This is a genomic window from Bacillus cereus group sp. BfR-BA-01330 (assembly GCF_022663885.1).
GTDB classification, from domain to species: domain Bacteria; phylum Bacillota; class Bacilli; order Bacillales; family Bacillaceae_G; genus Bacillus_A; species Bacillus_A cereus.
The window spans coordinates 23,108-48,690 of sequence record NZ_JAKUGK010000003.1 but is presented as its reverse complement, the minus strand read 5'-3'; the positions used below and the strand labels follow the sequence as shown (position 1 = coordinate 48,690).

Below are 25,583 nucleotides of genomic sequence, written 5' to 3'. Positions count from 1 at the left end.
CCTCCCCACACTATAAAGTGATACTTATATTATTTTTCTTCCCATTTAAAACTACATACATAATTTTTCATCCAAATAAGTCAGACCTCCTACCTCAAAAAGGAGCGAACTTAAAACGCTTTCAATAATAAATAATCCTATTAAAACATGAACTAGGATTCCTTGATTATAAACGGACTCTAGCAATGATACAAGTGTTGGAATACTTTTCAATAATACGCTTTCAATTTCTATAAAAAATTAATAAAATAATACATTCCTCTATCTCATTCTACTACCTTCTAGCATAAGATATTGTAAAATCACATCATTTAAAACAGCGAACGTTCTTTTCTAGGTTCGCTAATAAAATTAATAAAAAATGACCTCTTGCTTTTATGCAAAGGTCATTTTTTTATATTCATCATTAAACTTCTAAATAGCCATTTTTATTATTTGATTGCCATTTCCAAGAATCTGCACACATTTCTTCTAATCCGCGTGTTGCCTCCCAGCCTAATTCACGCTTTGCTTTCGATGCATCAGCAAAACATACTGCCACATCACCTGGGCGACGCTCTGTAATTTTATAAGGAACTTTCTTGCCCGAAACTTTTTCAAACGCTTCAACCATCTCTAGTACAGTATAGCCCATACCTGTGCCCAAGTTATAAGCATCTACTCCCGTTGTACTCAGTACTTTCTCAAGCGCCTTTACGTGACCATTTGCTAAGTCCACAACATGGATGTAATCACGGACTCCTGTTCCATCTTTCGTTGGATAGTCATTTCCGAATACGCTTAATTCTTTTAACTTACCTACCGCTACTTGCGTTACATATGGCATTAAGTTATTTGGGATTCCATTTGGATCTTCTCCGATACGCCCACTTTCGTGTGCACCAAATGGATTGAAATAGCGAAGTAATGCGATACTCCATTCTGCATCTGCAAATGCTACATCACGCATAATTTGCTCAATCATTAATTTCGTTTGACCATATGGATTTGTTGCACTTAATGGAAACTCCTCGGTAATCGGTGACGTTTCCGGGATACCATATACAGTTGCAGATGAACTAAAGATTATCTTCTTTACATTATGTTTCTGCATTACTTCACATAGCACTAACGTGCTTGTAATGTTGTTATGATAATATGTTAATGGAATCGCTACTGACTCCCCTACAGCTTTAAATCCTGCAAAGTGAATAACTGCTTCAATTGAATTTTCTTCAAAAATTGCGTCAAGCGCTTCGCGATTTAAAACATCTTCTTTATAAAACTTAAATTGTTTTCCTGTTATTTCTTTTACTCGATTTATAGATTCTACCGAGCTATTCGAAAGATTATCCACTACTATAACTTCGTAACCGCTATTTAGTAATTCTACACATGTATGACTACCAATATATCCTGCTCCACCTGTTACAAGTATTGCCATAATTATAGTCCTCCATATTTCATTCATTATAAACTTCTCAAAGTATATCACATATTTCTTATCCTATGTTTAACATGCGAACACAGAAACTTACATTTTATCCCATAATAATTTTATAACATATACGATTCTAATCAGGTAATAAAAAAATGCCACATAATTTTTATTATGTGGCGTTTTTTTATTAAATTACGTAACAATATACACTTAGAAAATGCGCAAGACTACCTAATAATACAAAAACATGAAAAATTTCATGATGCCCCATATATTTAAACTCTAACCATTTTGGCTTTGTTCCATAAATAAATCCACCAATTGTATAAAAAATGCCACCAAGTACTAAGAAAATAATGCCTCCTGTACTTAAATTCTCAGCTAACGGCGCAAAGAATAAAACAATTAACCAACCCATCGTAATATAAATTGCTGTCGATAACCACCTTGGACAATTAAACCAAAACATTTTAAATACAATGCCACAAATCGCAGTTGCATAGACTAAACAAAATAATAGCAAACCACTTGCTGAATTTAATGTAATTAAGCAAAAGGGTGCATATGTACCTGCAATTAATATAAAAATCATAGAATGATCTAGCTTCCTAAAGAAGTATATAACACGTTCATTGGCCACAACACTATGATATACAGCTGACGCCGTATAAAGGACCATCATTCCAATACCAAACAAAATAACAGCTGTAATTGCAGCAAATGATGGCATCTTGATAGAAACTTTCACAAGCATAGCTAATAACGCAATAAATGATAATATCGCTCCACCTAAGTGAGTAAATGCATTAACTGGTTCCCTTACATAAGTATTCATAATAACACCCCTCATATAATTACATGTAGTTTTGATAACTACATGTAATTATATACACATTTCTTTTTAAGGTCAACATTTACAATTCATTTGTTTCGTAATACCATATTTAAAGATATATTAAACATTAAGTTCCACTAAGTTATAAAAGTGAGGGATTCTACGTGGAAAATATAAATGAATTACTTAAGACATTACATTTAGAAAAAAACATTAAACTTGAGGATATTCCAAATGTTGACTTATATGTAGACCAAGTTGTCCAACTATTTGAGAATACTTATGCAGATACAACGAGAACTGATGATGAAAAAGTATTAACAAAAACGATGATTAATAATTACGCAAAAGGGAAACTATTCATCCCTATCAAAAATAAAAAGTATTCAAAAGAGCATATGATTTTAATTAGCCTAATTTATCAATTAAAGGGAGCTCTCTCCATTAACGACATAAAAAGTTCATTAGAAACTATAAATGACTCCTTATTAAATGATGATTCATTCGAATTAAATACGTTATACAAAAATTATCTTGCTCTTACTGAAAGCAATGTCGAAAGCTTTAAACAAGACGTAAATAACCGTGTTACAGAAGTAAATGAGATTTCTTCCTTAGAAGATACAAAGCTAGAAAAATTTCTACTACTAACATCCTTCGTGACTATGAGTAATATGTATAGACGTTTAGCGGAGCAACTAGTGGATGATTTAAAAGAATCATAAATAAAAAACTATCCACCTATTAAAGTGGATAGTTTTTTATTTACTTAATTGCTTCATGAACTTTTAGTTGTTTCCCTTTAATCGTTGTAGTCTTCATGACTTTCAAGACAAGTGGTCCTTTTCCATTTAATATTTCAACGTAAGAAACATTATCTTGTATCGTAATAATACCTATATCTTCTGCTGTAACACCTTTAATTTTAGCAATTGTACCGACGAAATCTACCGCCCTAATTTTCTTTTTCTTCCCGCCATTAAAGTACAGCTTCATAATGCCTTTGTTGATATCTGCATTTTTATCTTTCTTTATAATTGGTTTAGCATGTATCTTTTCTTCAAATGCAGCTTTCTCTTTCATAACTTCTTCTTTTGAAGGTCCAATTGCCTTTGGAATTTCAAATCCAATATACTCCTCAATCTCTTCTAAAAATCTATTTTCATATGGTGTTATAAATGTAATAGCTTTTCCACTATTTCCAGCTCGTCCTGTTCTTCCAGTACGATGTACGTAGCTTTCTTTTTCAAGTGGAATATCATAATTAATAACATGTGTAATATTATCAATATCAATTCCTCTCGCAGCTACATCTGTTGCTACTAAATAACGGAATTTTCCTTTTCTAAAATCATCCATGACTTCAAAACGATCTTCTTGTACCATACCACCATGTATTTTGTCACAAGGATAGTTAGCTCGTTTTAATTGTCTATATACATGATCTACATTTTCTTGTGTACGGCAGAAAATAATACAGCTATCAGGATTCTCAATCGTTGTTACATCTTTAAGTAGTGAAAGCTTCTCGTCTTCTATCACCTCAAAAAGAGTATGTTCAATTTTATCCGTCGTAATCCCAGCTGCTTTAATTTCAATATGAATTGGTGAATTCATATATGTACGAGACAATTTCTCAACATCTTCTGGAAGTGTTGCTGAAAATAACATCGTCATTCTTTTTGTAGGTAATTCATCAATAATTGCCTCTACTTGATCGATAAAGCCCATATTTAGCATCTCATCTGCTTCATCAATAACTAAATACTTCAAACACTCTAAAGAAAGGGTACCCTTCTCAATATGATCCAACACACGACCAGGAGTCCCAACTACAATATGTGTCTTTTGCTTTAATTCTAATTTTTGACGTGCAAATGGAGATTTCCCATAAACTGCCGCAGCCTTAATCCTTTTGAATCGACCTATATTTGTAATATCTTCTTTTACCTGTACCGCAAGCTCTCTCGTTGGTGTTAAAACTAATGCTTGTGGTTTATTCTCTTCCCACTCCACCATTTCACAAAGTGGAATACCAAATGAAGCTGTTTTTCCACTTCCAGTCTGGGACTTCACAACAAGATCCTTCTTTTGTAATGCGACTGGAATAACCTCACCTTGTACTTCTGTTGGATGATTATACCCTAAACCATTAAGTGCTCTTATAATTTCTTTACTTAATGTATACTCAGCAAAGCTTCTTTTACTCATGTACTAACCTCATTTTATTCTTTATTTAATAATTATATTTTTTATTCTCCTACACTTAATTATACTAAGATGATATATCAAACTAATATTTGCAATTCGTTGAAATATCATCTTAACCTAAGTATAACTCTTTTTATATTATTTTTTAAAACAACATAGAAAAGGGCAGTCTTAATAATAAGCCTGCCTACCTACATAATGAAAAATATATTTTTTTAGATAAAATATATTTACGGAACTAACCTTTTTACAAATGGTATTCGTTGCAATACTAAAGTTATTATCATACTCAGAAAAAGTGTAATCATTACATTTATAGGTATTGCCAGTATTGCATGTACATGGGCATCTACCTTTGGAATAACTATGTATAGATAGTTATTTAATAAGAAAAAGTGAAGAATATAAATTCCAAGACTTGCTTGGTTTATACCACGTAATAAAAATGGTAATTGTCTTTCCGAATTTTGGAAAGTGTATTTAAAAAAGACAAATAATCCAATTGCCATAAGTACAACACCTGGCGCAAAATATTCATACCAATATTGGTCCAATTGCCCATTAGCTTTGACTGTATAATAGTATGTAATAAAGAACGTACCAATAAACCCTAAAATTCCCCCAATATAAGATAGGTTTCTCCATTTTTTTGCAATATCATAATTAGATAAGTAATAACCTAGTAGAAAATATCCTACATAGTTTGTCACATAAAATAGTTCGATATTAAAGTTGATAGGATAATAATAATTTACTAGTTTGACTATAACAGATGCATATAACCATAAAATTAAAAAATATTCTATCTCTCTCTTTTTAGCATTTTTCACGAATACTTTCAGTAAAGGGGCGATTAGGTATATTCCTACAATCATGTATAAGAACCATAGATGTAAACCAATACTATTTGTTAAAAAATACTTTACCCCCTGTTTTAAAGAAGCCGGAAAATATCCTACGCAAGCTCCATAGATGTAAAATATAGCACTCCAACCTATAAAAGGTATGATTACTTTACTTGCACGTTTCTTTAAAAATTCCCCAATAGAACTATCTTTTGCTCCCCTTAACAATAAAGCTCCGCTAATCATTACAAATATCGGAACACTAGCACGTGAAAATGAATCATAAAAATTACCAGCCATCCAACGCGATACGTTACTTGCATCTAACATAGAAACATAACCAGCAGAAACGTGAATTGTAACGACCGCAATTGTTGCTAATACGCGTAGCCAATCCATATAAACTAAACGTCCCATAAAACCTCTCCCATAATTAATATATCTATCTACTATTTTCCAAATATAATTCTACAGTAAACCAATAAACATTAAAATACATTATAGACATTTAAATACAAAAAACATTAAATAAAATTTAAATTCCAAATTAATAATTAAACCTTTGACTTCTTAATAAAAATAATGTAAATTATCCTATGGACGAACATTTTTAATTAATAAAAATAAAATATTCGTATTTTAGGGGTGTAAATGATGGAAAACGTATTCGACTATGAAGATATTCAATTAATTCCTGCAAAATGTATTGTAAATAGCCGCTCTGAATGTGATACAACTGTCACTTTAGGAAAACATAAATTTAAATTACCTGTCGTGCCTGCAAATATGCAAACGATTATTGATGAAAGAATTGCAACTTATTTAGCTGAGAACAACTACTTTTATATCATGCATCGTTTCCAACCAGAGAAACGAATCTCATTCATTAGAGATATGCAATCACGTGGATTAATCGCTTCTATCAGCGTTGGTGTAAAAGAGGACGAATATGAATTCGTACAACAATTAGCTGCTGAGCAACTTACACCTGAATATATCACGATTGATATCGCACACGGTCATTCTAATGCTGTGATCAACATGATTCAACATATTAAAAAACATTTACCAGAGAGCTTCGTTATCGCTGGAAACGTTGGAACTCCAGAAGCGGTAAGAGAATTAGAAAATGCTGGTGCCGATGCAACAAAAGTTGGTATTGGACCTGGTAAAGTTTGTATTACTAAAATTAAAACAGGCTTCGGAACTGGTGGTTGGCAGCTAGCTGCACTTCGCTGGTGTGCAAAAGCTGCAAGTAAGCCAATTATCGCTGATGGTGGTATTCGTACACACGGCGACGTAGCTAAATCTATTCGATTTGGGGCAACTATGGTCATGATCGGTTCTCTATTCGCTGGTCACGAAGAGTCTCCAGGGGAAACAATTGAAAGAGATGGCAAACTTTATAAAGAATACTTCGGTTCTGCTTCTGAATTCCAAAAGGGTGAGAAGAAAAACGTTGAAGGTAAGAAAATGTTCGTTGAGCATAAAGGTTCTTTAGAAGATACGTTAATCGAAATGGAACAAGATCTTCAATCTTCTATCTCTTACGCTGGCGGAACAAAATTAGACGCTATTCGTACTGTAGATTATGTTGTCGTGAAAAACTCGATTTTCAATGGTGACAAAGTATATTAATTCTTAAATTAACTCGAAGGACAAGCATTTTCATGCTTGTCCTTCTTTTTTGTATATAAAAATGTAAAATATTTTAATTAAATGAATTTTCCGGTATTATGTGTTTAGATAGTCTTAATAAGGAGGAGATACGACTTGAAAAATGTAATGGAAAATCGCCTTAATCGCGCAGAGGTACCTGCTGAACTAACATGGGATTTATCCGATTTGTATAATTCTGATGCCGAATGGCATGCTGCATTAAACGCATTGGAAAATGATATACAGAAACTTGATTCACTTAAAGGGCATTTACATACTAGCTCCCACACTTTATTAAATTGCCTACTTTTAGAAGAAGAGCTTTTAATGACGTTAACAAAACTATACTCATATGCAAATTTAAAAGAATCTACTGATCGTACAAATCCAAGTATTCAAGCGAACTCTTCCAAAATTTCTGCTTTATGGACGAAAGTACATACTGCACTATCCTTTATTCATAATGAAATCCTCATATTCGGCGAAGGAACAATTGAAAAATATTTAACTGAAGAAACAAAACTTGAACCTTTCCGTAAATCGTTACTAGAAATACTACAAAAAAGGCAGCACACACTGCATCCACTGCAGTAGCTCAAATGATTAAAGAGGAAGTACAACCTGCTATTGATCGCTGGTGGTACAATGAAACATGCCGGAGTAGATATGTCAAAACCAGATGCAATCCGTAAAGCTGTTTCTTACGTTGGTTCATTAATTGATGAATTAGAGCATTCTTATCAAGAATAAAAAAATAAACCCTCGCTTTAATGAGGGCTTATTTCATATTTACTTCCCAAACCGTTTGCGATATCCACATTTCCTGCAAAGTTCTTCAACCGCAACTCTTTTCGAAAATCCATCGACAATGTTTGTTGCTCTTTCACCTTCAATAATGTTAGAAAATGAATCATTATTAATATTCCCAAGGTTAATAATCCCTTCACCATCTAAACAACAAGGAATAACTGTTCCATTCGCTAAAATACCTGCTTGATTACGAAGTCCATGACAGAATCCTTTCCCATCATCCTCTTCCTCATGTAAAGCTGGCCACTGGAATTCATAGTCTTGATTAATAAAGACACGTTCTGCAATTTTTATACCTTTTCCTGGTGTAAGCTTCTCTTCAATTTGATAAGATAGATCAAATTCATTTTCAATTATAGATAATAACTCTCTATTTTTCTGGATTTCAGCATTTGTTTTATTATCCTGAGTTAAATTCCATAACCTTAACGATACAATTAAATCTGATTGACTTGTCGCTTCCCTAATGAAGGAAAGTATACTCCTTACATAGCCCTCTTTATCTTGCGAACCTGGATGTCCATCAAAACTATGCAGTGAAAAATTCATTTGTCTTAACGCAGGCTTATTTAACAGCCTATGTCTTCTCTTATTAATTAACGTTCCGTTCGTTGTAATATTAACTTTAAACCCTTTTTCATGACTTAAGTCTAATAGTTGATCTATTTTCGGGTGGAGCAACGGCTCACCCTTCACGTGCAAATAAATGTAGTCTGTGTGAGGTTTAATTTGGTCTAATCTTTTAGCAAAATCCTCCACAGAAATGAATTGCTTCTGCCTTTCCGTCGGCGGACAAAAGCTACACGCAAGATTACATACACTCGTAATCTCCAAGTAAAACTTCTTAAACTTCTTCACCTTTAATTCCTCACTTCTCTAACTACTTATACTTTTTCCTCTTCATATTACAGCATATTTTTATGGAAATAGAAACATACTTATTTTAGGAAATCTACATACCATCTAATAATATTTAAAAGACCATCGGTAATTTTTGTCCAATGGTCTTTTTATCCTTTTATATACAAAGAATAAATTTATTTATGATACGGTTCATCGTAACTATTCTAAATAAGGTTATTTTTTATTATTTTCATAATTAAATTTAACAAAAAAGGTAGTGCCTTCCGATCCTGTTTGAATTTCTATTTTTGCATTATGGCGGGCAGCAATGGCATAACATACACCTAACCCCAATCCAGTTCCATTATCTTTGGTCGTGTAAAACGGCGTACCCAGTTTCTCTAATACTTCAGGCCTGATACCTTTTCCTTGATCCCGCACTGCAAGCACCACACAATTTTGACCTTCCTTGTAAGTGCTAATGGTTAGAACTTTCCCTGTATTCATCGCTTCTAAGCCATTACGATATAGATTCATTAATAATTGCCGTATCTCATTACGATTTAAAAGTAATTCTGGAATGTCATTTGTATCGACTTGAATATATTTATTTTGATTGTACGTATCAATCTTTATTAAAGGAATAATATCGCGGATAATTGAATTTAAATCTAACATCTGCAAATCCAATTTCCTTGTATTACCCATTGAGAGAAATTCAGTAATAATAGAATTGGCACGGTTAAGTTCTTCAATCATTAAATGAAAGTACTTATTATGTTTCTCATAGGTATTCTCTTCTTTTAATAACTGTAAAAATCCCAGTACTGTTGTCATTGGATTTCTAATTTCATGGCTGATACCTGCTGCCATTTGCCCTATTAAATCTATATTGGATAATCTTTTCAATTCCTGTTCATATTTCTTTTTTTCCGTTATGTTTTTAAAAATACAACAAATACCATCATCATATGGGTATGCAATAACTTCGTGCCAATATTCATCTGCAGTAGAAAGAAATTCGAAATGAACTGTAGTTCGCTCTGACATCGCACGATGAAATTCCTTATACATAACTGTGTCAATTTCACTCGGGAAAACATTCCATATATTCTTTCCTAATACATCTTTTGCTGTTTTTCTTTGCGGAAAATATTGGTGCTTATTTACGTACGTAAATTCCCATTTATTATTTAAAATAAAAAATCCATCCGTAATACATTCAATCACACTTGTAACTTTTTCATTAGCAGCAGCTAGCTCTCTCGTTCGCTCTTCCACTATGCTCTCTAGTTGATCCATATACAACAAATTCGAAAACGTAGGGGCTGTGGCATCAACGATAGATTTTGCTAGTTGAAGTTGTGAATCATCATAATTGTGAGCTTTTCCTTCTTTGCCAACGACGATTACCCCTAATACTTCTCCCATTGAAACCAATGGAATCATCAATAGACCCTTACTATCTATATTTTTTGTTTGAATAACCTCTTGGATCTTGGCTTCATAGCTTTTCTCTGTCCAATCCGCTTCTGTCCAATGACAGTCCTTACTTAATTTCGTTGTTTTAATTGTTGTTTTGTCTAGCGGATCTAGAAGATGAGCAGTCATATTTTTACTCTCTAAAATCTGTTCTAGGTAAAAAAAACATTTATCAAAACTCTCCTGTATCGAGGAACACATCGATAAATCACGTGTAACATTTAGTAACAGTTGTTTCTCAGCAATAAGGTTTTCCTTTTGTTTTAAATTATTTGCGTTTTGAATTGCAACCGCAGCCATATTTACATAAGCTTCAACACTTTGAATTTCTGAATCTGTTAAGTTCATCGGAATTCCATAATCAAATAAAAAAACCAGACCAAATAACTCTTGCCCAAATGAGATAGGCAGAGCTAATAAGGACTTAATTTTGAATGCATTAACCGGTCTCGGATCTGGTCGATGATCCTTTGAGGTATCAGGAATATAGATGGTTCTTTTCGTTTCAATAACTTCTTTTGCCAGTAAGTCTATTTCAGGATCAATTACTTGAGTATCGAGTGTTACACCATTTATAGTCTCTGGTTTTCCTGCAAACCCTCTAAATGTTCCATCTTCCTGGGGTAAATAAATTCCAACAGCGTCGCACCTAACAATCTCCTCTGATATCGCCATTGTCACACGCTGCAATACGTCACGTAGTTCTAATTTCGTATTTATTATTTTTGTTATATTCGCGAGCCTAGAATATCTCGTCTGATCACTTACCATTCACATAGCCTCCAGTTATAGGCATAATAAAATAAATATGATAATATCAGTGTTTTATATAGAATACATTACTTATGATACGGTTCCCCACGATTAATCCGAAACGCTCTATACACTTGCTCAAGCAACACTAATCGCATTAATTGGTGTGGTAACGTCATCTTTGAAAAAGAAAGTGATTCGTTTGAACGCTTCATCACTTCTGAACTTAGTCCGAGTGATCCACCAATTACAAATGCGACTTTACTCTTTCCGTATGTAGCAAGGCGATCTAGGCTTACCGCAAATTCTTCTGATGACTTTTGCTTTCCTTCTATAGCTAATGCAATCACATGCGTGTCATCGGAAATTTTATCCAGTATACGTATACCTTCTTTTTCCTTTACAATTAACATTTCTGCTTCACTTAAATTTTCTGGCGCCTTTTCATCAGGCAATTCAATTACTTCTACTTTTGCGTATGCAGATAATCGTTTTAAGTATTCTGCTATACCTTGTTTCAAATATTTTTCTTTTAATTTCCCAATTGAAATAATCGAGATATTCACACGTATCCTCCACCTTACAAACATGTTATCCACAAAACTTATCCACATATCCACAAATACTACCCACATGTTGTGTGAGAATCTGTGTTCGATACAACATACGTCGCCTCATTTTGACAAAATTTACATGTTTTTTTCTCTTTTTCCAAGTTATCCACATTGTTGATAACTGGCGCAACTTCACACTCATCCACAATAATATCTAACGCTAATTCAACATGCTCTAAACAACAAGGTAAATTCATTTTCTTCACCTCACTTTTCTACAATAGAAAACAGGAGGTAGGCCCTCCTGTTTTTAATACTTTTGAATGCCTAATTTCACCGTTGTTGTTACTCTTTTTGTGCCACGATAAAACGTAAGAGTCATTTTATCATTAATTTCCTTATCATATAAGGCCGTACGGAATCCAATAATATCGCGAATCGGTTTTCCATCTACCGCCACAATAACATCATGTTCTCTTAAACCAGCATCCGCACCTGGCGAAGGACTTTTCACATCCAAAATACAAACTCCCTCTGTTACAGTACCTGGTAAATGTAATGTTTTTGACCAATAATAGTTTGGAATTTCATTTAATGACCTAAGTTCAATCCCAACATATGGTCTTCTTACTTTTCCATACTTCTCAAGTTCATTCATAATCGGAACAGCTCTAGTCACCGGAATAGCAAGGCCGATTCCTTCTACTTCTTTTGCAGCAATTTTCATTGAATTAATACCAATTAATTGTCCTGCTGCATTTACAAGCGCACCGCCACTATTCCCCGGATTAATCGCTGCATCTGTTTGTAACACTTCTACTTGCCAATCATAATGTCCATCTTGATCTAAATCTACAGGGACAATACGTTCATTAGCTGAAATAATACCTTGTGTAACTGTTCCAGAAAATTGCAGTCCAAGTGGGTTTCCAATCGCAATAACTGGCTCTCCTCTGCGAACAGTATTAGAATCGCCAATTTCAATTATTTTTTTCACATGCTTTGCATCTATTTCTAATACAGCTAAGTCTGTGACTACATCGGTTCCTAATACTTTTCCAGGAACCTTCTTACCGTCACTTAGACTTACTTCAATACGATTCGCTCCAGCTACAACATGATTATTCGTTACAATATAAGCTTGACCATCTGTCTTTTTATAAATTACTCCTGATCCTGTACCGGCCTCTGAATCTGCCTCTGAAAAGTTATCTCGTTGAATGTTAATAACACCCACAACAGCTTCAGATGCACGATCAACAGCATCTACAAAGCTAATCTGTTTAATCCCTTGAGCTTCGGCCATATTACTTCCGCTTGCTTCAGCTTGCGGAAGCGTATCAGCAGAATTTGAAAATAAAGGCGCTCCAAACGCGAATAAAGAAGCTCCTACAATTGTTCCCGCTATACTAGAAAGAACTATACCTTTGTGCTTCTTTTTTCCTGCACGTTTCATACGATAATTTTCTTCATCAATAAAGGACATATTTGTTCACCTATCTTCCTGAAAACAACTATATTCACCTTTATTGTTTACTAAAATGAAGAATTATACGTATTGAATTTTTGTAGGCATTTTTGGATCTGTATCGTGAATTTCAAAGGATTCACCCACTCCAAATCCTTTTTCCTCTAGTACTTGTGATACTGACATACGCGCTAGTTCTTTCATGTTATTATCTAAGCTTAAATGGGCTAAATAAATATGCTTTGTCTCATCTGTAATTACATCTGCCATCGCTAATGCAGCATCCTCATTACAAACATGCCCAACGTCACTTAAAATACGTCGTTTAATGCTCCATGGATAACGTCCCATACGAAGCATTTCTACATCATGATTACTTTCAAATACGAAAGCATTAGCTCCCTTAATAACGCCTTTCATACGGTCACTTACGTATCCCGTATCTGTAATAAGCGCTAACTTCCTATTATTGTTATGGAAAGCATAAAACATCGGTTCTGCCGCATCATGAGAAACTCCAAATGACTCGACTTCAATATCACCAAAGGTTTTCACATCACCAACTGAGAAAATAAACTTTTGTTCAGTTGGGATATTTCCTATTAAATGTTCCATTGCATTCCATGTTTTCTCATTCGCATAAACAGGTAAATCATATTTACGTGCCAGTACACCTAAACCTTTAATATGATCACTATGCTCATGCGTTACAAGAATACCTGATACATCATTTATATTCAGTTCTGCTTGTTTAAATAAAGCCTCTGTTGCTTTACCACTTAAACCTGCGTCGACTAGTAATTTTTTTTCATCGGTTCCTACGTATAGCATATTTCCTGTACTTCCACTTGCAAGTACGCTAAAATGCAACCCCATTCTTTCTCACTCCAGTATGTTCATCAACCACTTGATTTTCCTTTTCTCCTAATTCCATAACTTGTCCTTCAATTGCATTCACAAAGAAGTCCTGCTTCTGCTCCGTTTTCAAATTCCACGTTGGAGCCAGTACTTGGTTATTAGAAGTAGATGCGGTAAGAGTGGCATAACCAATTTGCGCTTCTTTAACATGCGTATTTCCATGAATTTTATTTTTTAAATACAAATTTTCTAAGGCTGTTTGAGCCGTAATAATTTCTTGCTCTTTCGTTTTTTCACCTTCGCCCATTTCTTTTAAATCAGTTAGCATTGTCTGCGTATATGAAACAAGTTCATTTTTTTCATTTAATTCCACAACAATCATCGCCTGATTATTATAGAAAATAGGCTTATCTTTATATTTTTGGAAGAAATAAATTTTAGAGTCTTTCACCGCTCCAAATTCATACTTTTGTCCATCCAATACATAGTTCTTCAAAAATTCATTATACTTATCTTTTGATAATGATTTCGTATTTAAAAAAGGCTCTTTTAGCTTACTTTCTATCTTGTACATATTTTGTATATGCACTGTTTGATTTTTCAAAGACTGTATATCTTCTTCTTTAAAAGCTTTATTTTCCGCTCTAATAAATGACTCTTTTTTCGGTTCTTTAGGGATATTTCCCATCGTAATTTTGTTTGCTTTTAATTCTTGATCTATCTTTGTTTCTGCAATAAGCTCCAATTGATTACTATCTTGCTTTTGAATGAATTGGAAAATGAGAAAGAGGTCCAAAACAAAAAAGGTCACAATAAATATGGTTTTAATCCGATCCCAATCCATTTAGTCCTCCCTCACTCCACTCATAGATTTTCTGTTTACCTGTTTCATCTTCAACAAGCTTTACATACCAAATTGGTTGTAATCGAACTACTTGTCCATCTAGTGATAACTTGTATCCAATACCAATATCCTTAATTACTTGTTTCTTTATCTCTGGATTATTTTCTAGAGATGCTATTACAACATGCCCTGACGGAAGAGTAACCTTCTGTTCTATACCTTTAGTATTTAAAGACAGCAACGGTCTTTCATATTCCATTACTTCTTCTGATCCCCATATTTGTCTCAATTCAGCTAATCCATCTTCATTGAATACTGAATATCCATCTTCATTTAAACGAAATACTGTCTCTCCTTTATTCATATAGTCCAAACGATATGAATCCAAACTTCCACTGTGACCACTTACGAATTCAAAGCTTTTTTGTAAAAGCATTAAATTATCTATCGTTTTCTCAGTTAAGACAGAAGAGTTTTTATACTTTAGCATGTGACGATCGTTTTCAATTTCCATGGATCTAATACCATCTGTAAATGTTTCTTTCGACATCTCGGTAATCGGACTTAAATAACGAGGATCACTAAACAGAGCATTCTTAAACGTATCAACTGCTAAATTAGATGAAATATATGTTATATTGTTTAACTCTGTCGTTCCATCTGGTAAAAATAACTTTTTCATATCATTAAGTTGATAATCAAAATAAGGCTTTGCTGATACTATAAATTGATTTTGGGCATTTACAATATCTTTTAAATACACGCCACTTAATTTTGCCTCGTATATTTTAAAGTTATCACCATCAGAAACAAAGTTAATTTTAATTTCTTGATCCTTACTTCGAGAAGGATCGAGGAGAATACGATTAAAATGTTTAGGCTTATCTGTACTCTTCTCTTTCATGTTAAACATGGATTTTACTGCATCAAATGGGATATCGGTAGGGAAAACAAGTTCAACTTTCCCTTCACCATGCACATATGAAAGGAAATCACCCTTAGTGATTGATATCTCTTTAAAATCATGTAGTTCCCCTACTTCCAGAGGCTTATAGATTGATTCTATATCTGCCTCTCTTCTGCTCCCATAATGATTTTTATCTTTATGCACGATGATAGAAGTAGGACGGACAACATCGGAAATTTTAGTTTGGTTCATTCCTTCATTTCCCTGCACAAATTTCGCGTTTTGCATGGATGTAGAATCTGGCACATACGTCCATAGGTTAAAAGTAAGAAATAGGCTAATTACAACTAGGTTAATTAAAACTATTGTTTTAAAGTTTTCCATACTCATTCCCAATCGTCCTCTTCATCTGCTGCCATTGGTAACGTGAAATAAATAGTTGTCCCTTTTCCTTCTTCACTCTTCGCCCAAATAGAGCCACCATGTGCCTCAATCATTTCTTTTGCAATTGCTAATCCAAGCCCAGTACCACCCATTTGTCTTGAACGAGCTTTATCTACGCGATAAAAACGTTCAAAGATTTTATCAACGTTTTCTTTTGGAATCCCCATTCCTTGGTCACTTACACTAATTTCTAATAAATCACCGCGATCACGTAAACGATATGTTACTGTTCCACCTTCTGGTGAATACTTTAATGCGTTAGAAATAATGTTATACAGCACTTGAGTAATTTTGTCAGTATCCATATCAATAAATCTAGATTTCTTAGAGAAAGATCGTTTGAAACTTACATTTTGCTCTTTAGACATTTCAAAGCGATCAATAATATTATTAAAGAAATCAGTAAAGTCGACCCATTCTTTCATTAAACGATGCTCTGTACTATCAAGTTTAGATAGCTGTAACAACGCATTTACAAGTCTAATCATTCTTTCTGTTTCTTCTTGTGTAACCGTTAAAAATTGTGGTGCAATATTTGGATCCTGCCATGCTCCATCTGTAAGTGCCTCTAAATAACTGCGCATCGTCGTTAATGGCGTCCTTAATTCATGAGAGACATTCGCCACAAACTCACGGCGTTCCCTTTCTATACGCTCCTGCTCTGTTACATCATATAGTACAGCAATTAAGCCATTTGCCTTCCCTGTTTCTTTTTGAATAACAGAGAAACTAGCACGTAAAATATATGGTTCGTTTCTCGTACTAAAATCTAATAAAACAGAATCTGGCTCTTCATATAAATGATCGAGCGTAAATTCTTCCTGTATTCCTAATACCTCTAAAACAGATTGATCGAGCGCTGTTTCACGAGAAACATTTAACATCTTTTCCGCAGGATCATTTAGTAAAATAATATCCCCTTTTCGGTCAGTAGCAATTACTCCATCTGTCATATGTGATAAAACAGATGATAATTTACGCCTTTCACTTTCTGTAGAAGAACGAGCTTGTTGTAATTTTTTTGATAAATTATTGAAGGATAATGCCAGTTGTCCAATTTCATCATGGCTATGCACTTTTACTTTTCTCGAATAATTTCCTTTTGCCATTTCGATTGCTTGTCTCCGCATATCTGAAATTGGTCTTGTAATTGTTTGAGCCAATAAAATTCCAAGTACGGCTGTTACTAATAAAGCAATTACTGTTCCCGTAGCAAAAATTTGATTTATATCCTTCATTTGTTTATATACATCTTCCATAGATGCCACAATGTAAATAACACCAAGCGCATCCTTACCGTTATCATCTAGAATCGGAGTAAGCATAACTTGAACACGATGACCTGTACTACCATCCTTCTCAATTTTCACTTCCGGCTTTTTTTGTACTAACACTCGCTGAACAGCTATATCAGTTGATGTTCGATTCACCTTATTCTGCTTTGATTCATCTGAAATAGCCAGTAACTTTCTGTGCGAATCAAATACACTTACCTCTTGTATAACTTTCTTCTGATCAGAGGCAAATTTTCGAATTGAAGTTTTAATCGTTTCATCTGTTGACTCTGTTTCTGCTTTTGTATAACTTTTTTTAAACTCTTGCTTCAAATTATATGATAATAAGTTTGTTTGCTGCGTTAAAGAATCCCTAAAACCTTGTACTAAGCTCTTCTCTAATTCCCTTACGAAATATACTCCAATAACTTGCATCGCTATTAATATTAATAGCATATATATAAGCACAAATTTTAAATGAATAGATTGAAAAAAACCAACTTTCTTCATATACTATTCCTGCTCTGGGTCACGCAAGTAATACCCTACTCCACGTCTAGTTACAATTAAAGTAGGATGGCTTGGATTATCTTCAATTTTTTCACGCAAACGACGTACTGTAACGTCTACTGTGCGCACATCTCCAAAATAGTCATAACCCCAAACTGTTTGTAATAAATGTTCGCGTGTCATAACTTGTCCTAAATGTTTCGCTAAATAATGTAGCAACTCAAATTCACGATGTGTAAGCTCGATATTTTCCTCACGCTTCGTTACACTATATGCATTTGGATTAATCACAATTGGTCCAATAACCATTTCTGTATTTTCTTCTTTTTCCGCAGCACCACCTTGTTGATGGCGGCGTAAATTCGCCTTCACACGAGCAAGTAATTCCCTCGTACTAAATGGCTTCGTTACATAATCATCTGCCCCAAGCTCAAGCCCTAATACTTTATCAATCTCAGAGTCCTTTGCTGTAAGCATAATAATCGGCATTTCTGAGCTTTTACGTATTTCACGGCAAACCTCTAAGCCATCTTTACCTGGTAGCATAATATCTAATAAAACCATATCTGGTTGCTCTTCATTAGCCTTTTCAATTGCTTCATCACCATCATGCGCCATTACTATTTCAAAACCTTCTTTTTCTAGGTTAAACTTCAAAATATCTGCAATCGGCTTTTCATCATCAACTACTAAAATTTTCTTTCCCATCATCGTCTATTTCCTCCTTATAAAAATATGGTCAATAATCCCTAAACATATTGATGTTTACATAGTATGTCCTATATGACCGCATCCTTTGTTTAAGTATTTTCTCCTCTATTCTCATAGACTCATGTATGATCCACTTTTACACGGCATCCTATACGATCTATAGAAAAACCTCTAGCTTCAACTGCTAGAGGCTCCTCGTTCTATTTTAAAATAACTACTCAGTTTTGTAAAATTACATAAATAAAAAGGATATTAAGTGGGCCCACTTAATATCCTGAGAGTGGCTCGGGACGGAATCGAACCGCCGACACGAGGATTTTCAGTCCTCTGCTCTACCGACTGAGCTACCGAGCCAAAACTATATATAAAACCACTAATGGTGGTATAAACAAAAGTGGCGGTCCCGACCGGGGTCGAACCGGCGATCTCCTGCGTGACAGGCAGGCATGTTAACCACTACACCACGGGACCAAAAATAAGCAAAAAAAAACATGACCCGTACGGGATTCGAACCCGTGTTACCGCCGTGAAAGGGCGGTGTCTTAACCACTTGACCAACGGGCCACGAAAAATAAAATGGTGAGCCATGAAGGACTCGAACCTTCGACCCTCTGATTAAAAGTCAGATGCTCTACCAACTGAGCTAATGGCTCATACTCACCAACGTCATATTTTCGTGACGACAAGATGTATCATAACATGTATTCTGTATTTATTGCAATACTTTTTTTGTTTTTTTATAAAAGAATAAGAAAAAACTCATGCAGACATGAGTTTTTTCTAAAAAATGTTAATTAAGCTTCGTATACGTTACGAACAATATTTGTTTGGTTACGATCTGGTCCAACTGAGAACATAGATATTTGAATTCCTGTTAACTCAGAAACACGTTCTACGTATTTTCGTGCATTTTCAGGAAGTTCATCTAATGATTTTACACCAGTAATATCTTCTTCCCAACCTGGAAGCTCTTCATATACAGGCTCACATTTCGCTAAAATGTTTAAGTTAGCTGGAACTTCATCAATAACTTCGCCATTGTATTTGTAAGCTACACAAATTTTAAGAGTTGGAATACCTGTTAAAACGTCGATAGAATTTAATGATAGATCCGTTAAACCACTAACACGACGTGCATGTCTTACAACAACGCTATCGAACCAACCTACGCGGCGTGGACGACCAGTTGTCGTTCCATACTCGCGACCAACTTCACGAATTTGATGACCAATTTCATCATGAAGCTCAGTAGGGAATGGACCATCACCAACGCGGCTTGTATATGCTTTACATACACCTACAACGCGAGTAACTTTCGCAGGACCAACTCCAGTTCCAACTGTTACACCACCAGCAATTGGGTTAGAAGATGTAACGAACGGGTACGTACCGTGGTCAATATCAAGCATAACACCTTGCGCACCTTCAAATAATACACGGTGATTATTATCTAATGCATCATTTAATACAACAGACGTATCACATACATATTGCGCGATTTGTTGCCCGTACTCGAAGTACTCTTCGAAAATTTCTTCTACAGTGAAACCTTCTGTATCGTACATTTTTTCAAATAAACGATTTTTTTCTACTAAATTGCGCTCAAGCTTCTCTTTAAATGCTTCACGGTCTAAAAGATCAGCCATACGAATACCAATACGAGCAGCTTTATCCATATATGCAGGACCGATACCTTTTTTCGTTGTACCGATTTTGTTATCACCTTTACTTGCTTCTTCTAACTCATCTTGTTTTAAGTGGTAAGGTAAAATAACATGTGCACGGTTACTTACACGTAAATTATCAGTACTTACACCACGATCGTGTAAGTATTTTAACTCTTCAAGTAATGCTTTTGGATCTACTACTAATCCGTTTCCGATTACACAAATTTTCTCTTTATAGAAAATACCAGATGGAATTAAGTGTAATTTATATTTAACTCCGCCGAAAACAATTGTATGTCCCGCGTTATTTCCACCTTGATATCTTGCAACTACTTCCGCATGCTCAGAAAGAAAATCAGTGATTTTACCTTTTCCTTCGTCGCCCCATTGTGTTCCTACAACTACTACTGAAGACATTATTAAAGCACCTCCGCAATTTTCAAACGATCTATTCAAACAATATAATTGTACCAAAACCGAAAGAGAAGTCAACCGAAAAGCGAACATTTTTTCACAAAGAAACATTTTCGTTCGTAAGAATTATATATTTAACTTATGAAAGCCTTATCTTTCTTATAAAAAAAAAGAAACACATCTTATTATAAGAAATGTGTTTCTTTTTTATACTGCCTTTATGCCGGTGGAGCATGTCCATCCTCAAAACGACGTTCTAAGTTAACGAACTTATTGAACTCTTTGACGAATGCAAGTTCCACTGAACCTACTGGACCGTTACGTTGTTTTGCAATAATAATTTCAATTGTATTTTTGTTTTCCGTTTCTCGATCATAGTAGTCTTCACGATATAGGAAAGCTACAATATCAGCATCCTGCTCAATACTTCCAGATTCACGAATATCAGACATCATCGGGCGTTTATCTTGACGAGATTCTACACCACGAGATAACTGTGATAAAGCAATAACAGGCACTTGCAATTCACGCGCAATCCCTTTTAAGGTACGAGAAATCTCAGATACTTCCTGCTGACGGTTTTCTCCTGATTTCCCACTTCCTTGAATAAGCTGCAAATAGTCAATCAAAATCATACCAAGACCTTGTTCTTGCTTTAATCTACGACATTTTGCTCGAATCTCATTTACTTTAATACCTGGCGTATCATCAATATATATACCAGCATTTGAGAGACTCCCCATTGCCATTGTTAATTTTGCCCAATCATCGGAAGTTAATGAACCAGTACGAAGTCTTTGTGCATCAATATTCCCTTCTGCACAAAGCATACGCATAACAAGCTGATCAGCACCCATCTCCAAACTAAAAATCGCTACATTTTCATCCGTTTTCGTCGCTACGTTTTGTGCAATATTTAATGAAAATGCCGTTTTCCCTACTGATGGACGTGCTGCCACGATAATTAAATCATTTCGTTGGAAACCTGCTGTCATCTTATCTAATTCAGTAAACCCAGTTGGTATCCCAGTAACTTCACCCTTTTGATTATGCAAAAGTTCAATTTTGTCATAAGCATCTACAAGAACATCTTTAATGTTTTGGAATGCTTTTGCATTCGTTTGATGGGATACTTCTAATATTTTTTTCTCAGCCTCGTTTAAAAGACCATCCACATCATCTTCTCTCTCGTATCCATCCGATACAATATGAGTCGCCGTGCGAATTAAACGACGTAAAAGCGCCTTTTCAGCGATGATGCGTGCGTAATATTCTACGTTAGCTGCAGTTGGCACAACTTCTGCTAACTCTGCTAAGTAAGAAACCCCACCAACCTCTTCTAGTAATCCTTGATCAGCCATTGCTGATGTCATCATTACTAAGTCAATCGGCTCTCCCTTATCAGATAGCCCAAGCATGACTTCAAAAATCTTTTGATGTTTCGTTCGATAGAACGAATCAGGTACCAATAACTCTGATGCTGAAGTTAACGCATCTTGATCAATCAATATGGCCCCTAAAACCGCCTGCTCAGCCTCTATATTATGCGGAGGGGTACGATCAGCAAGTACATCACTCATACGCAATCCTCCTTGCTTAATTTATTTTTATTGTTCACTAACATGAACTTTTACTGTTGCTGTTACTTGTGGATGCAATTTCACAGTAACGTTTGTATAACCTAACGCGCGGATTGCATCGTCCATTTCAAATTTACGTTTATCAAGTTTAATCTTGTGTGATTTTTGCATTGCATCTACGATTTGTTTGCTTGTAATAGAACCAAATAAACGGCCACCTTCTCCAGATTTCGCCTTTAATTCTACAGTTAATTTCTCTAAAGTCTCTTTTAACTCTTTTGCATTTTCAAGCTCTGCTGCTGCATCTTTTTCTTCTTTACGCTTTTGAGCTTCTAAAGTTTTCATACTGCTATTTGTTGCTTCAGCAGCTAATCCTTGTTTTAGTAAGAAGTTATTTGCATAGCCATCTGGTACGTTTTTTACTTCTCCTTTTTTACCTTTACCTTTTACGTCTTTTAGAAAAATTACTTTCATGATTGTGTGCCTCCCTGTAAATAGTCATCAATAACAAATCGAAGCTTCTCCTCAGCTTCATCTACTGTAACATTTTTCATCTGTGTGGCTGCATTCGTCAAATGCCCGCCACCGCCTAAGTTTTCCATAATTAGCTGCACATTCACTTCACCTAAAGACCTGCTGCTAATTCCAATGAGATTCTCGCCACGTTTCGCAACAACAAATGATGCAATAATCCCTGTCATCGTTAATAACGTGTCTGCCGATTGCGCAATAAGCACTTGATCGTAGTAATCATCACTATCAACTTTAGCAATCGCAATTCCATTTTTATAAATGTACGCATTTTTTATAGCTTTTGCAACCCGTAAATACTGATCCATATCTTCCTTTAAAAGTTCTTGTACAAGTACAGTATCTGCACCATGTGAGCGTAAATAAGAAGCAGCATCAAATGTACGAGCCCCTGTCCGGAATGTGAAACTTTTCGTGTCGACAATAATACCCGCTAACAATGCCGTCGCTTCTAACATTGTCATCTTTAAATTTTTAGGTTGATACTCAAGTAATTCTGTAACCAATTCTGCCGTTGAAGAAGCATATGGTTCCATATAAACTAGCAATGGGTCTTCAATAAAATCTTCTCCACGGCGATGATGATCAATAACTACCACATTTTCAATTTTATGTAACAGTTTTTGCTCCATCACCATAGAAGGTTTATGCGTATCGACAACAACAAGTAACGACTCATCATTTGCAAATTCCATCGCTTGCTCTGGAGTAATAAAATGAGACCATAACTCCTCATTTTGTTTCACTTTGTCCATCAAACGCTTAATTCCTTTATCGGAATCATTTTCATCTAACACAATATATCCTTTACGCTCATTTAATTGAGCCACTTTTAAAATACCAATCGCAGCACCAATTGCGTCCATATCGGGAGCCCTATGCCCCATAATAATGACATTACTACTTTCTAATACTAAATCCTTTAACGCATGCGAAATGACCCTGGCACGTACACGGGTACGTTTTTCAACCGGATTTGTCTTACCTCCATAGAACTTAACTTTACCTGTCGCTTGTTTAATAGCTACTTGGTCTCCCCCGCGCCCAAGCGCAAGATCTAAACCAGATTGAGCCATTGCTCCAAGCTCTGATAAAGGTAAATCACCTGATCCGACACCCACACTTAATGTAAGTGGTATATTCCTTTTAGATGTTTCTTCACGCACCTGATCTAAAATGCTAAATTTCCCTTTCTCCATCTGCGTCAAAATACTTTCATTTAGCACAACGAAGAATCTTTCTGAAGATGCACGTTTTAAATACGCACCATACTTAAGTGCCCATTCATTTAGTCGCGATGTCACAAGACTTGTTATATTCGTACGTAATTGATCATCTAATCCTTGTGTAACTTCATCATAATTATCCAAATAGATGACAGCTAAAACAGTCCTTTGATCCTCGTACATCTTTTCGATTTCTGTTTGTTCCGTTACATCAAAGAAATAAATTAACTTTTCTTCTTTCCTTACAAAAACGCGAAACTTTCGATTATTTAAAGAGACTATATCATCAGAAGTTTCTCCTTTAATGAAAAGAAGTAATGTTTCTGATACATCGTAAAGGTGCCATCCAGCTAATGCATGCTGTCCCAGACATGAAGATAAATAAGGATTTGCCCAATCAATCCCATAATCCTTATTGTATAACAAAATACCAATCGGCATTTGGTTAAATGCTTCATTACTTACTTTCTTTACTCTTGTAATCATATCTGTCGTATGCTTTTCGAAATTCCTTTGAAAATTAAGTTCAAATCGTATAACGATAAAGAATACGATACAAAAAATGACAAAAGCAGCTATCCCCATAATTAAATGAAAATAACAGAGAATTGAAATGAGCACAAACACAAAAAATGCCAATACATAAACAGGATATAAAAACCACTGTTTCTTATCAAATTCAGGCATGTATACAACTCCTATAAAGTAAAACTAACTTACCTTCCAGTTAGTTAAACAGATTAAAATAGTATAAGGAATATTATTTTATCCCCCTATTTTAGAACGCAATGAAATCCCTAAGTCAATTATACCTAAGATTGTCACAAGAGGAAACAGCATCGGAATAAACATGCATGCAATAAAACTAATAATAGGAACCCCTTTAGTAAAACCTTTTCTATACGCTAAAAAGGCGATAAATGTCAGACCTTGCAGTACAAGCAATAGTGCAAATATGACATTTAGGTTAGAAAATACCATATGTAAATATGATGTTGGTTCTACTTTTATAAAAGTTGCTAACAAAATAAATATAACGTAATACCAAATGATACTCTTTGGTAATTGTATATCTTTAAATTTAGGCCAAGATATAACTTCATGTTTTAACTTTTTCAAAACACTACCTGATATTATCACTGTAATCCAAGAAAAACATACTGAAACTAGCACAAGTATACTTGGAAGTAACGATTGTAATATATCATTCATTTGTGCAAGTAACTCTTTTTGTTCCTTACTAATCGGCATGCCAGTAGCACTTACTATCTTTTCGCTTTTCGCCATACTTTCACTAAACATACTTTGCATTTGCTTCATTATATCTATGTTGAAAAACTTTATACTCGCAACATAAATAATTACAAAACCAATTAAGTATGCAAGCGTCCCCGCTATTAAGATTTCCACTGGCTTTTTTCTTGTTTTATACATATATCCTAAAACAATCCCTATCAATCCAAACATAATTGTCTTCACTAAATTCAGCGGTTGACTCACAATAATAGTAACAAAAAGTGCTGCTACAAAAACCACGAGCACATTAGATAGTTTATGTCTTATCATTAATAGTATAAATGGTAACGGCAACGCAAAAGTTACAACTGTACCCAAAATCGGAACATACATAGATATAAGCAATAAAATTGCATATATAGCTAATAATGCTGCACCTTCTGTAATAAACTTTGTTTGTTTCACATTTTAACCTCTCTTTCAAAAAGAAAAGCATAGCAA

Annotated in this window: 22 protein-coding genes, 4 tRNA genes and 1 pseudogene; 4 read left to right on the top strand and 23 right to left on the bottom strand. The window is 34.7% G+C overall.

The genetic code is table 11. The features are described from left to right. Nucleotides 1-406: 406 nt before the first annotated feature. On the bottom strand, nt 407-1,423 hold the full coding sequence (gene galE, locus MR112_RS09440; RefSeq protein WP_242244901.1) for a UDP-glucose 4-epimerase GalE: 1,017 nt from the start codon (nt 1,421-1,423) through the stop codon (nt 407-409). A 184-nt stretch (nt 1,424-1,607) separates the two neighbouring features. Further along, entirely contained in the window at nt 1,608-2,255 is a 648-nt protein-coding gene (gene trhA, locus MR112_RS09435) for a PAQR family membrane homeostasis protein TrhA (RefSeq protein ID WP_001099728.1), read from the bottom strand. A gap of 164 nt (nt 2,256-2,419) precedes the next feature. On the opposite strand from trhA, the gene MR112_RS09430 reads away from it, so the two are divergent. After that, nucleotides 2,420-2,980 (top strand): DUF1836 domain-containing protein, encoded by a 561-nt coding sequence (locus MR112_RS09430; protein ID WP_000427884.1) that lies wholly within the window; start codon nt 2,420-2,422, stop codon nt 2,978-2,980. A gap of 40 nt (nt 2,981-3,020) precedes the next feature. Here MR112_RS09430 and MR112_RS09425 read toward each other — a convergent pair whose 3' ends face one another. Then, nucleotides 3,021-4,466 (bottom strand): DEAD/DEAH box helicase, encoded by a 1,446-nt coding sequence (locus MR112_RS09425; RefSeq protein ID WP_000044733.1) that lies wholly within the window; start codon nt 4,464-4,466, stop codon nt 3,021-3,023. Between the two features lie 230 nt (nt 4,467-4,696). Further along, nucleotides 4,697-5,728 carry an acyltransferase gene (locus MR112_RS09420; protein WP_000533187.1) on the bottom strand — a complete coding sequence of 344 codons (1,032 nt, stop codon included), beginning with the start codon at nt 5,726-5,728 and terminating at the stop codon, nt 4,697-4,699. Nucleotides 5,729-5,965: 237 nt separating this feature from the next. Here MR112_RS09420 and guaC point away from each other — a divergent pair, with 237 nt between their 5' ends. The 3 genes and pseudogenes from guaC to MR112_RS09405 all read left to right on the top strand — a co-directional run bounded on the left by guaC (nt 5,966) and on the right by MR112_RS09405 (nt 7,720). Then, the gene (gene guaC, locus MR112_RS09415; protein WP_000432447.1) at nt 5,966-6,949 is read left to right on the top strand and encodes a GMP reductase; all 984 of its coding nucleotides are present in this window, start codon (nt 5,966-5,968) and stop codon (nt 6,947-6,949) included. Nucleotides 6,950-7,084: 135 nt separating this feature from the next. After that, nucleotides 7,085-7,555, top strand: a pseudogene (locus MR112_RS09410) (oligoendopeptidase F); the annotation flags it as partial. Between the two features lie 60 nt (nt 7,556-7,615). Continuing rightward, nucleotides 7,616-7,720, top strand: a complete 105-nt coding sequence (locus MR112_RS09405) for an oligoendopeptidase F (protein WP_050252267.1) — start codon at nt 7,616-7,618, stop codon at nt 7,718-7,720. A gap of 39 nt (nt 7,721-7,759) precedes the next feature. Here MR112_RS09405 and MR112_RS09400 read toward each other — a convergent pair whose 3' ends face one another. The 19 genes from MR112_RS09400 to MR112_RS09310 form a co-directional block, all read right to left on the bottom strand. After that, nucleotides 7,760-8,638: a radical SAM/SPASM domain-containing protein gene (locus MR112_RS09400; protein WP_000713633.1), complete on the bottom strand. Its 879-nt coding sequence runs from the start codon at nt 8,636-8,638 to the stop codon at nt 7,760-7,762. Between the two features lie 219 nt (nt 8,639-8,857). Beyond that, nucleotides 8,858-10,876, bottom strand: coding sequence for a GAF domain-containing sensor histidine kinase (locus MR112_RS09395; RefSeq protein ID WP_000253113.1), 2,019 nt, complete (start codon nt 10,874-10,876; stop codon nt 8,858-8,860). A 68-nt stretch (nt 10,877-10,944) separates the two neighbouring features. Beyond that, nucleotides 10,945-11,424, bottom strand: coding sequence for a 23S rRNA (pseudouridine(1915)-N(3))-methyltransferase RlmH (gene rlmH / locus MR112_RS09390; protein ID WP_001027003.1), 480 nt, complete (start codon nt 11,422-11,424; stop codon nt 10,945-10,947). Nucleotides 11,425-11,483: 59 nt separating this feature from the next. Next, a complete protein-coding gene (locus tag MR112_RS09385) occupies nt 11,484-11,669 on the bottom strand; it encodes a CxxH/CxxC protein (RefSeq protein WP_242244900.1) in 186 nt (61 codons plus the stop codon). 53 nt (nt 11,670-11,722) lie between these two features. Continuing rightward, entirely contained in the window at nt 11,723-12,898 is a 1,176-nt protein-coding gene (locus tag MR112_RS09380; RefSeq protein ID WP_000008031.1) for a S1C family serine protease, read from the bottom strand. 63 nt (nt 12,899-12,961) lie between these two features. Further along, complete coding sequence (locus tag MR112_RS09375; RefSeq protein WP_000522837.1) at nt 12,962-13,756, bottom strand: MBL fold metallo-hydrolase; 795 nt, start codon at nt 13,754-13,756, stop codon at nt 12,962-12,964. Then, a complete protein-coding gene (locus MR112_RS09370; protein ID WP_000383740.1) occupies nt 13,740-14,582 on the bottom strand; it encodes a two-component system regulatory protein YycI in 843 nt (280 codons plus the stop codon). Before MR112_RS09370 ends, MR112_RS09375 begins: the two co-directional genes overlap by 17 nt. Then, on the bottom strand, nt 14,563-15,879 hold the full coding sequence (locus tag MR112_RS09365) for a YycH family regulatory protein (protein ID WP_000061560.1): 1,317 nt from the start codon (nt 15,877-15,879) through the stop codon (nt 14,563-14,565). The genes MR112_RS09370 and MR112_RS09365 overlap by 20 nt, the downstream gene beginning before the upstream one ends. Further along, nucleotides 15,876-17,717 (bottom strand): cell wall metabolism sensor histidine kinase WalK, encoded by a 1,842-nt coding sequence (gene walK / locus MR112_RS09360; RefSeq protein ID WP_000755367.1) that lies wholly within the window; start codon nt 17,715-17,717, stop codon nt 15,876-15,878. The genes MR112_RS09365 and walK overlap by 4 nt, the downstream gene beginning before the upstream one ends. Before the next feature lie 3 nt (nt 17,718-17,720). Then, on the bottom strand, nt 17,721-18,428 hold the full coding sequence (walR, locus tag MR112_RS09355) for a cell wall metabolism DNA-binding response regulator WalR (protein WP_000971865.1): 708 nt from the start codon (nt 18,426-18,428) through the stop codon (nt 17,721-17,723). 281 nt (nt 18,429-18,709) lie between these two features. Then, a tRNA-Phe gene (locus tag MR112_RS09350) sits at nt 18,710-18,782 on the bottom strand. Between the two features lie 41 nt (nt 18,783-18,823). Further along, nucleotides 18,824-18,899: transfer RNA gene (locus MR112_RS09345), tRNA-Asp, on the bottom strand. 21 nt (nt 18,900-18,920) lie between these two features. Then, a tRNA-Glu gene (locus tag MR112_RS09340) sits at nt 18,921-18,992 on the bottom strand. A gap of 13 nt (nt 18,993-19,005) precedes the next feature. Then, nucleotides 19,006-19,081 (bottom strand) — tRNA-Lys (locus MR112_RS09335). A gap of 141 nt (nt 19,082-19,222) precedes the next feature. Continuing rightward, complete coding sequence (locus tag MR112_RS09330; protein WP_000100238.1) at nt 19,223-20,512, bottom strand: adenylosuccinate synthase; 1,290 nt, start codon at nt 20,510-20,512, stop codon at nt 19,223-19,225. A gap of 215 nt (nt 20,513-20,727) precedes the next feature. Beyond that, a complete protein-coding gene (dnaB, locus tag MR112_RS09325) occupies nt 20,728-22,089 on the bottom strand; it encodes a replicative DNA helicase (protein ID WP_001286148.1) in 1,362 nt (453 codons plus the stop codon). Nucleotides 22,090-22,116: 27 nt separating this feature from the next. Then, on the bottom strand, nt 22,117-22,563 hold the full coding sequence (gene rplI, locus MR112_RS09320) for a 50S ribosomal protein L9 (RefSeq protein ID WP_000864228.1): 447 nt from the start codon (nt 22,561-22,563) through the stop codon (nt 22,117-22,119). Further along, complete coding sequence (locus MR112_RS09315) at nt 22,560-24,533, bottom strand: DHH family phosphoesterase (protein WP_001113785.1); 1,974 nt, start codon at nt 24,531-24,533, stop codon at nt 22,560-22,562. The genes rplI and MR112_RS09315 overlap by 4 nt, the downstream gene beginning before the upstream one ends. A 78-nt stretch (nt 24,534-24,611) precedes the next feature. After that, nucleotides 24,612-25,547 carry a YybS family protein gene (locus MR112_RS09310; protein ID WP_074555684.1) on the bottom strand — a complete coding sequence of 312 codons (936 nt, stop codon included), beginning with the start codon at nt 25,545-25,547 and terminating at the stop codon, nt 24,612-24,614. Nucleotides 25,548-25,583 lie beyond the last annotated feature (36 nt).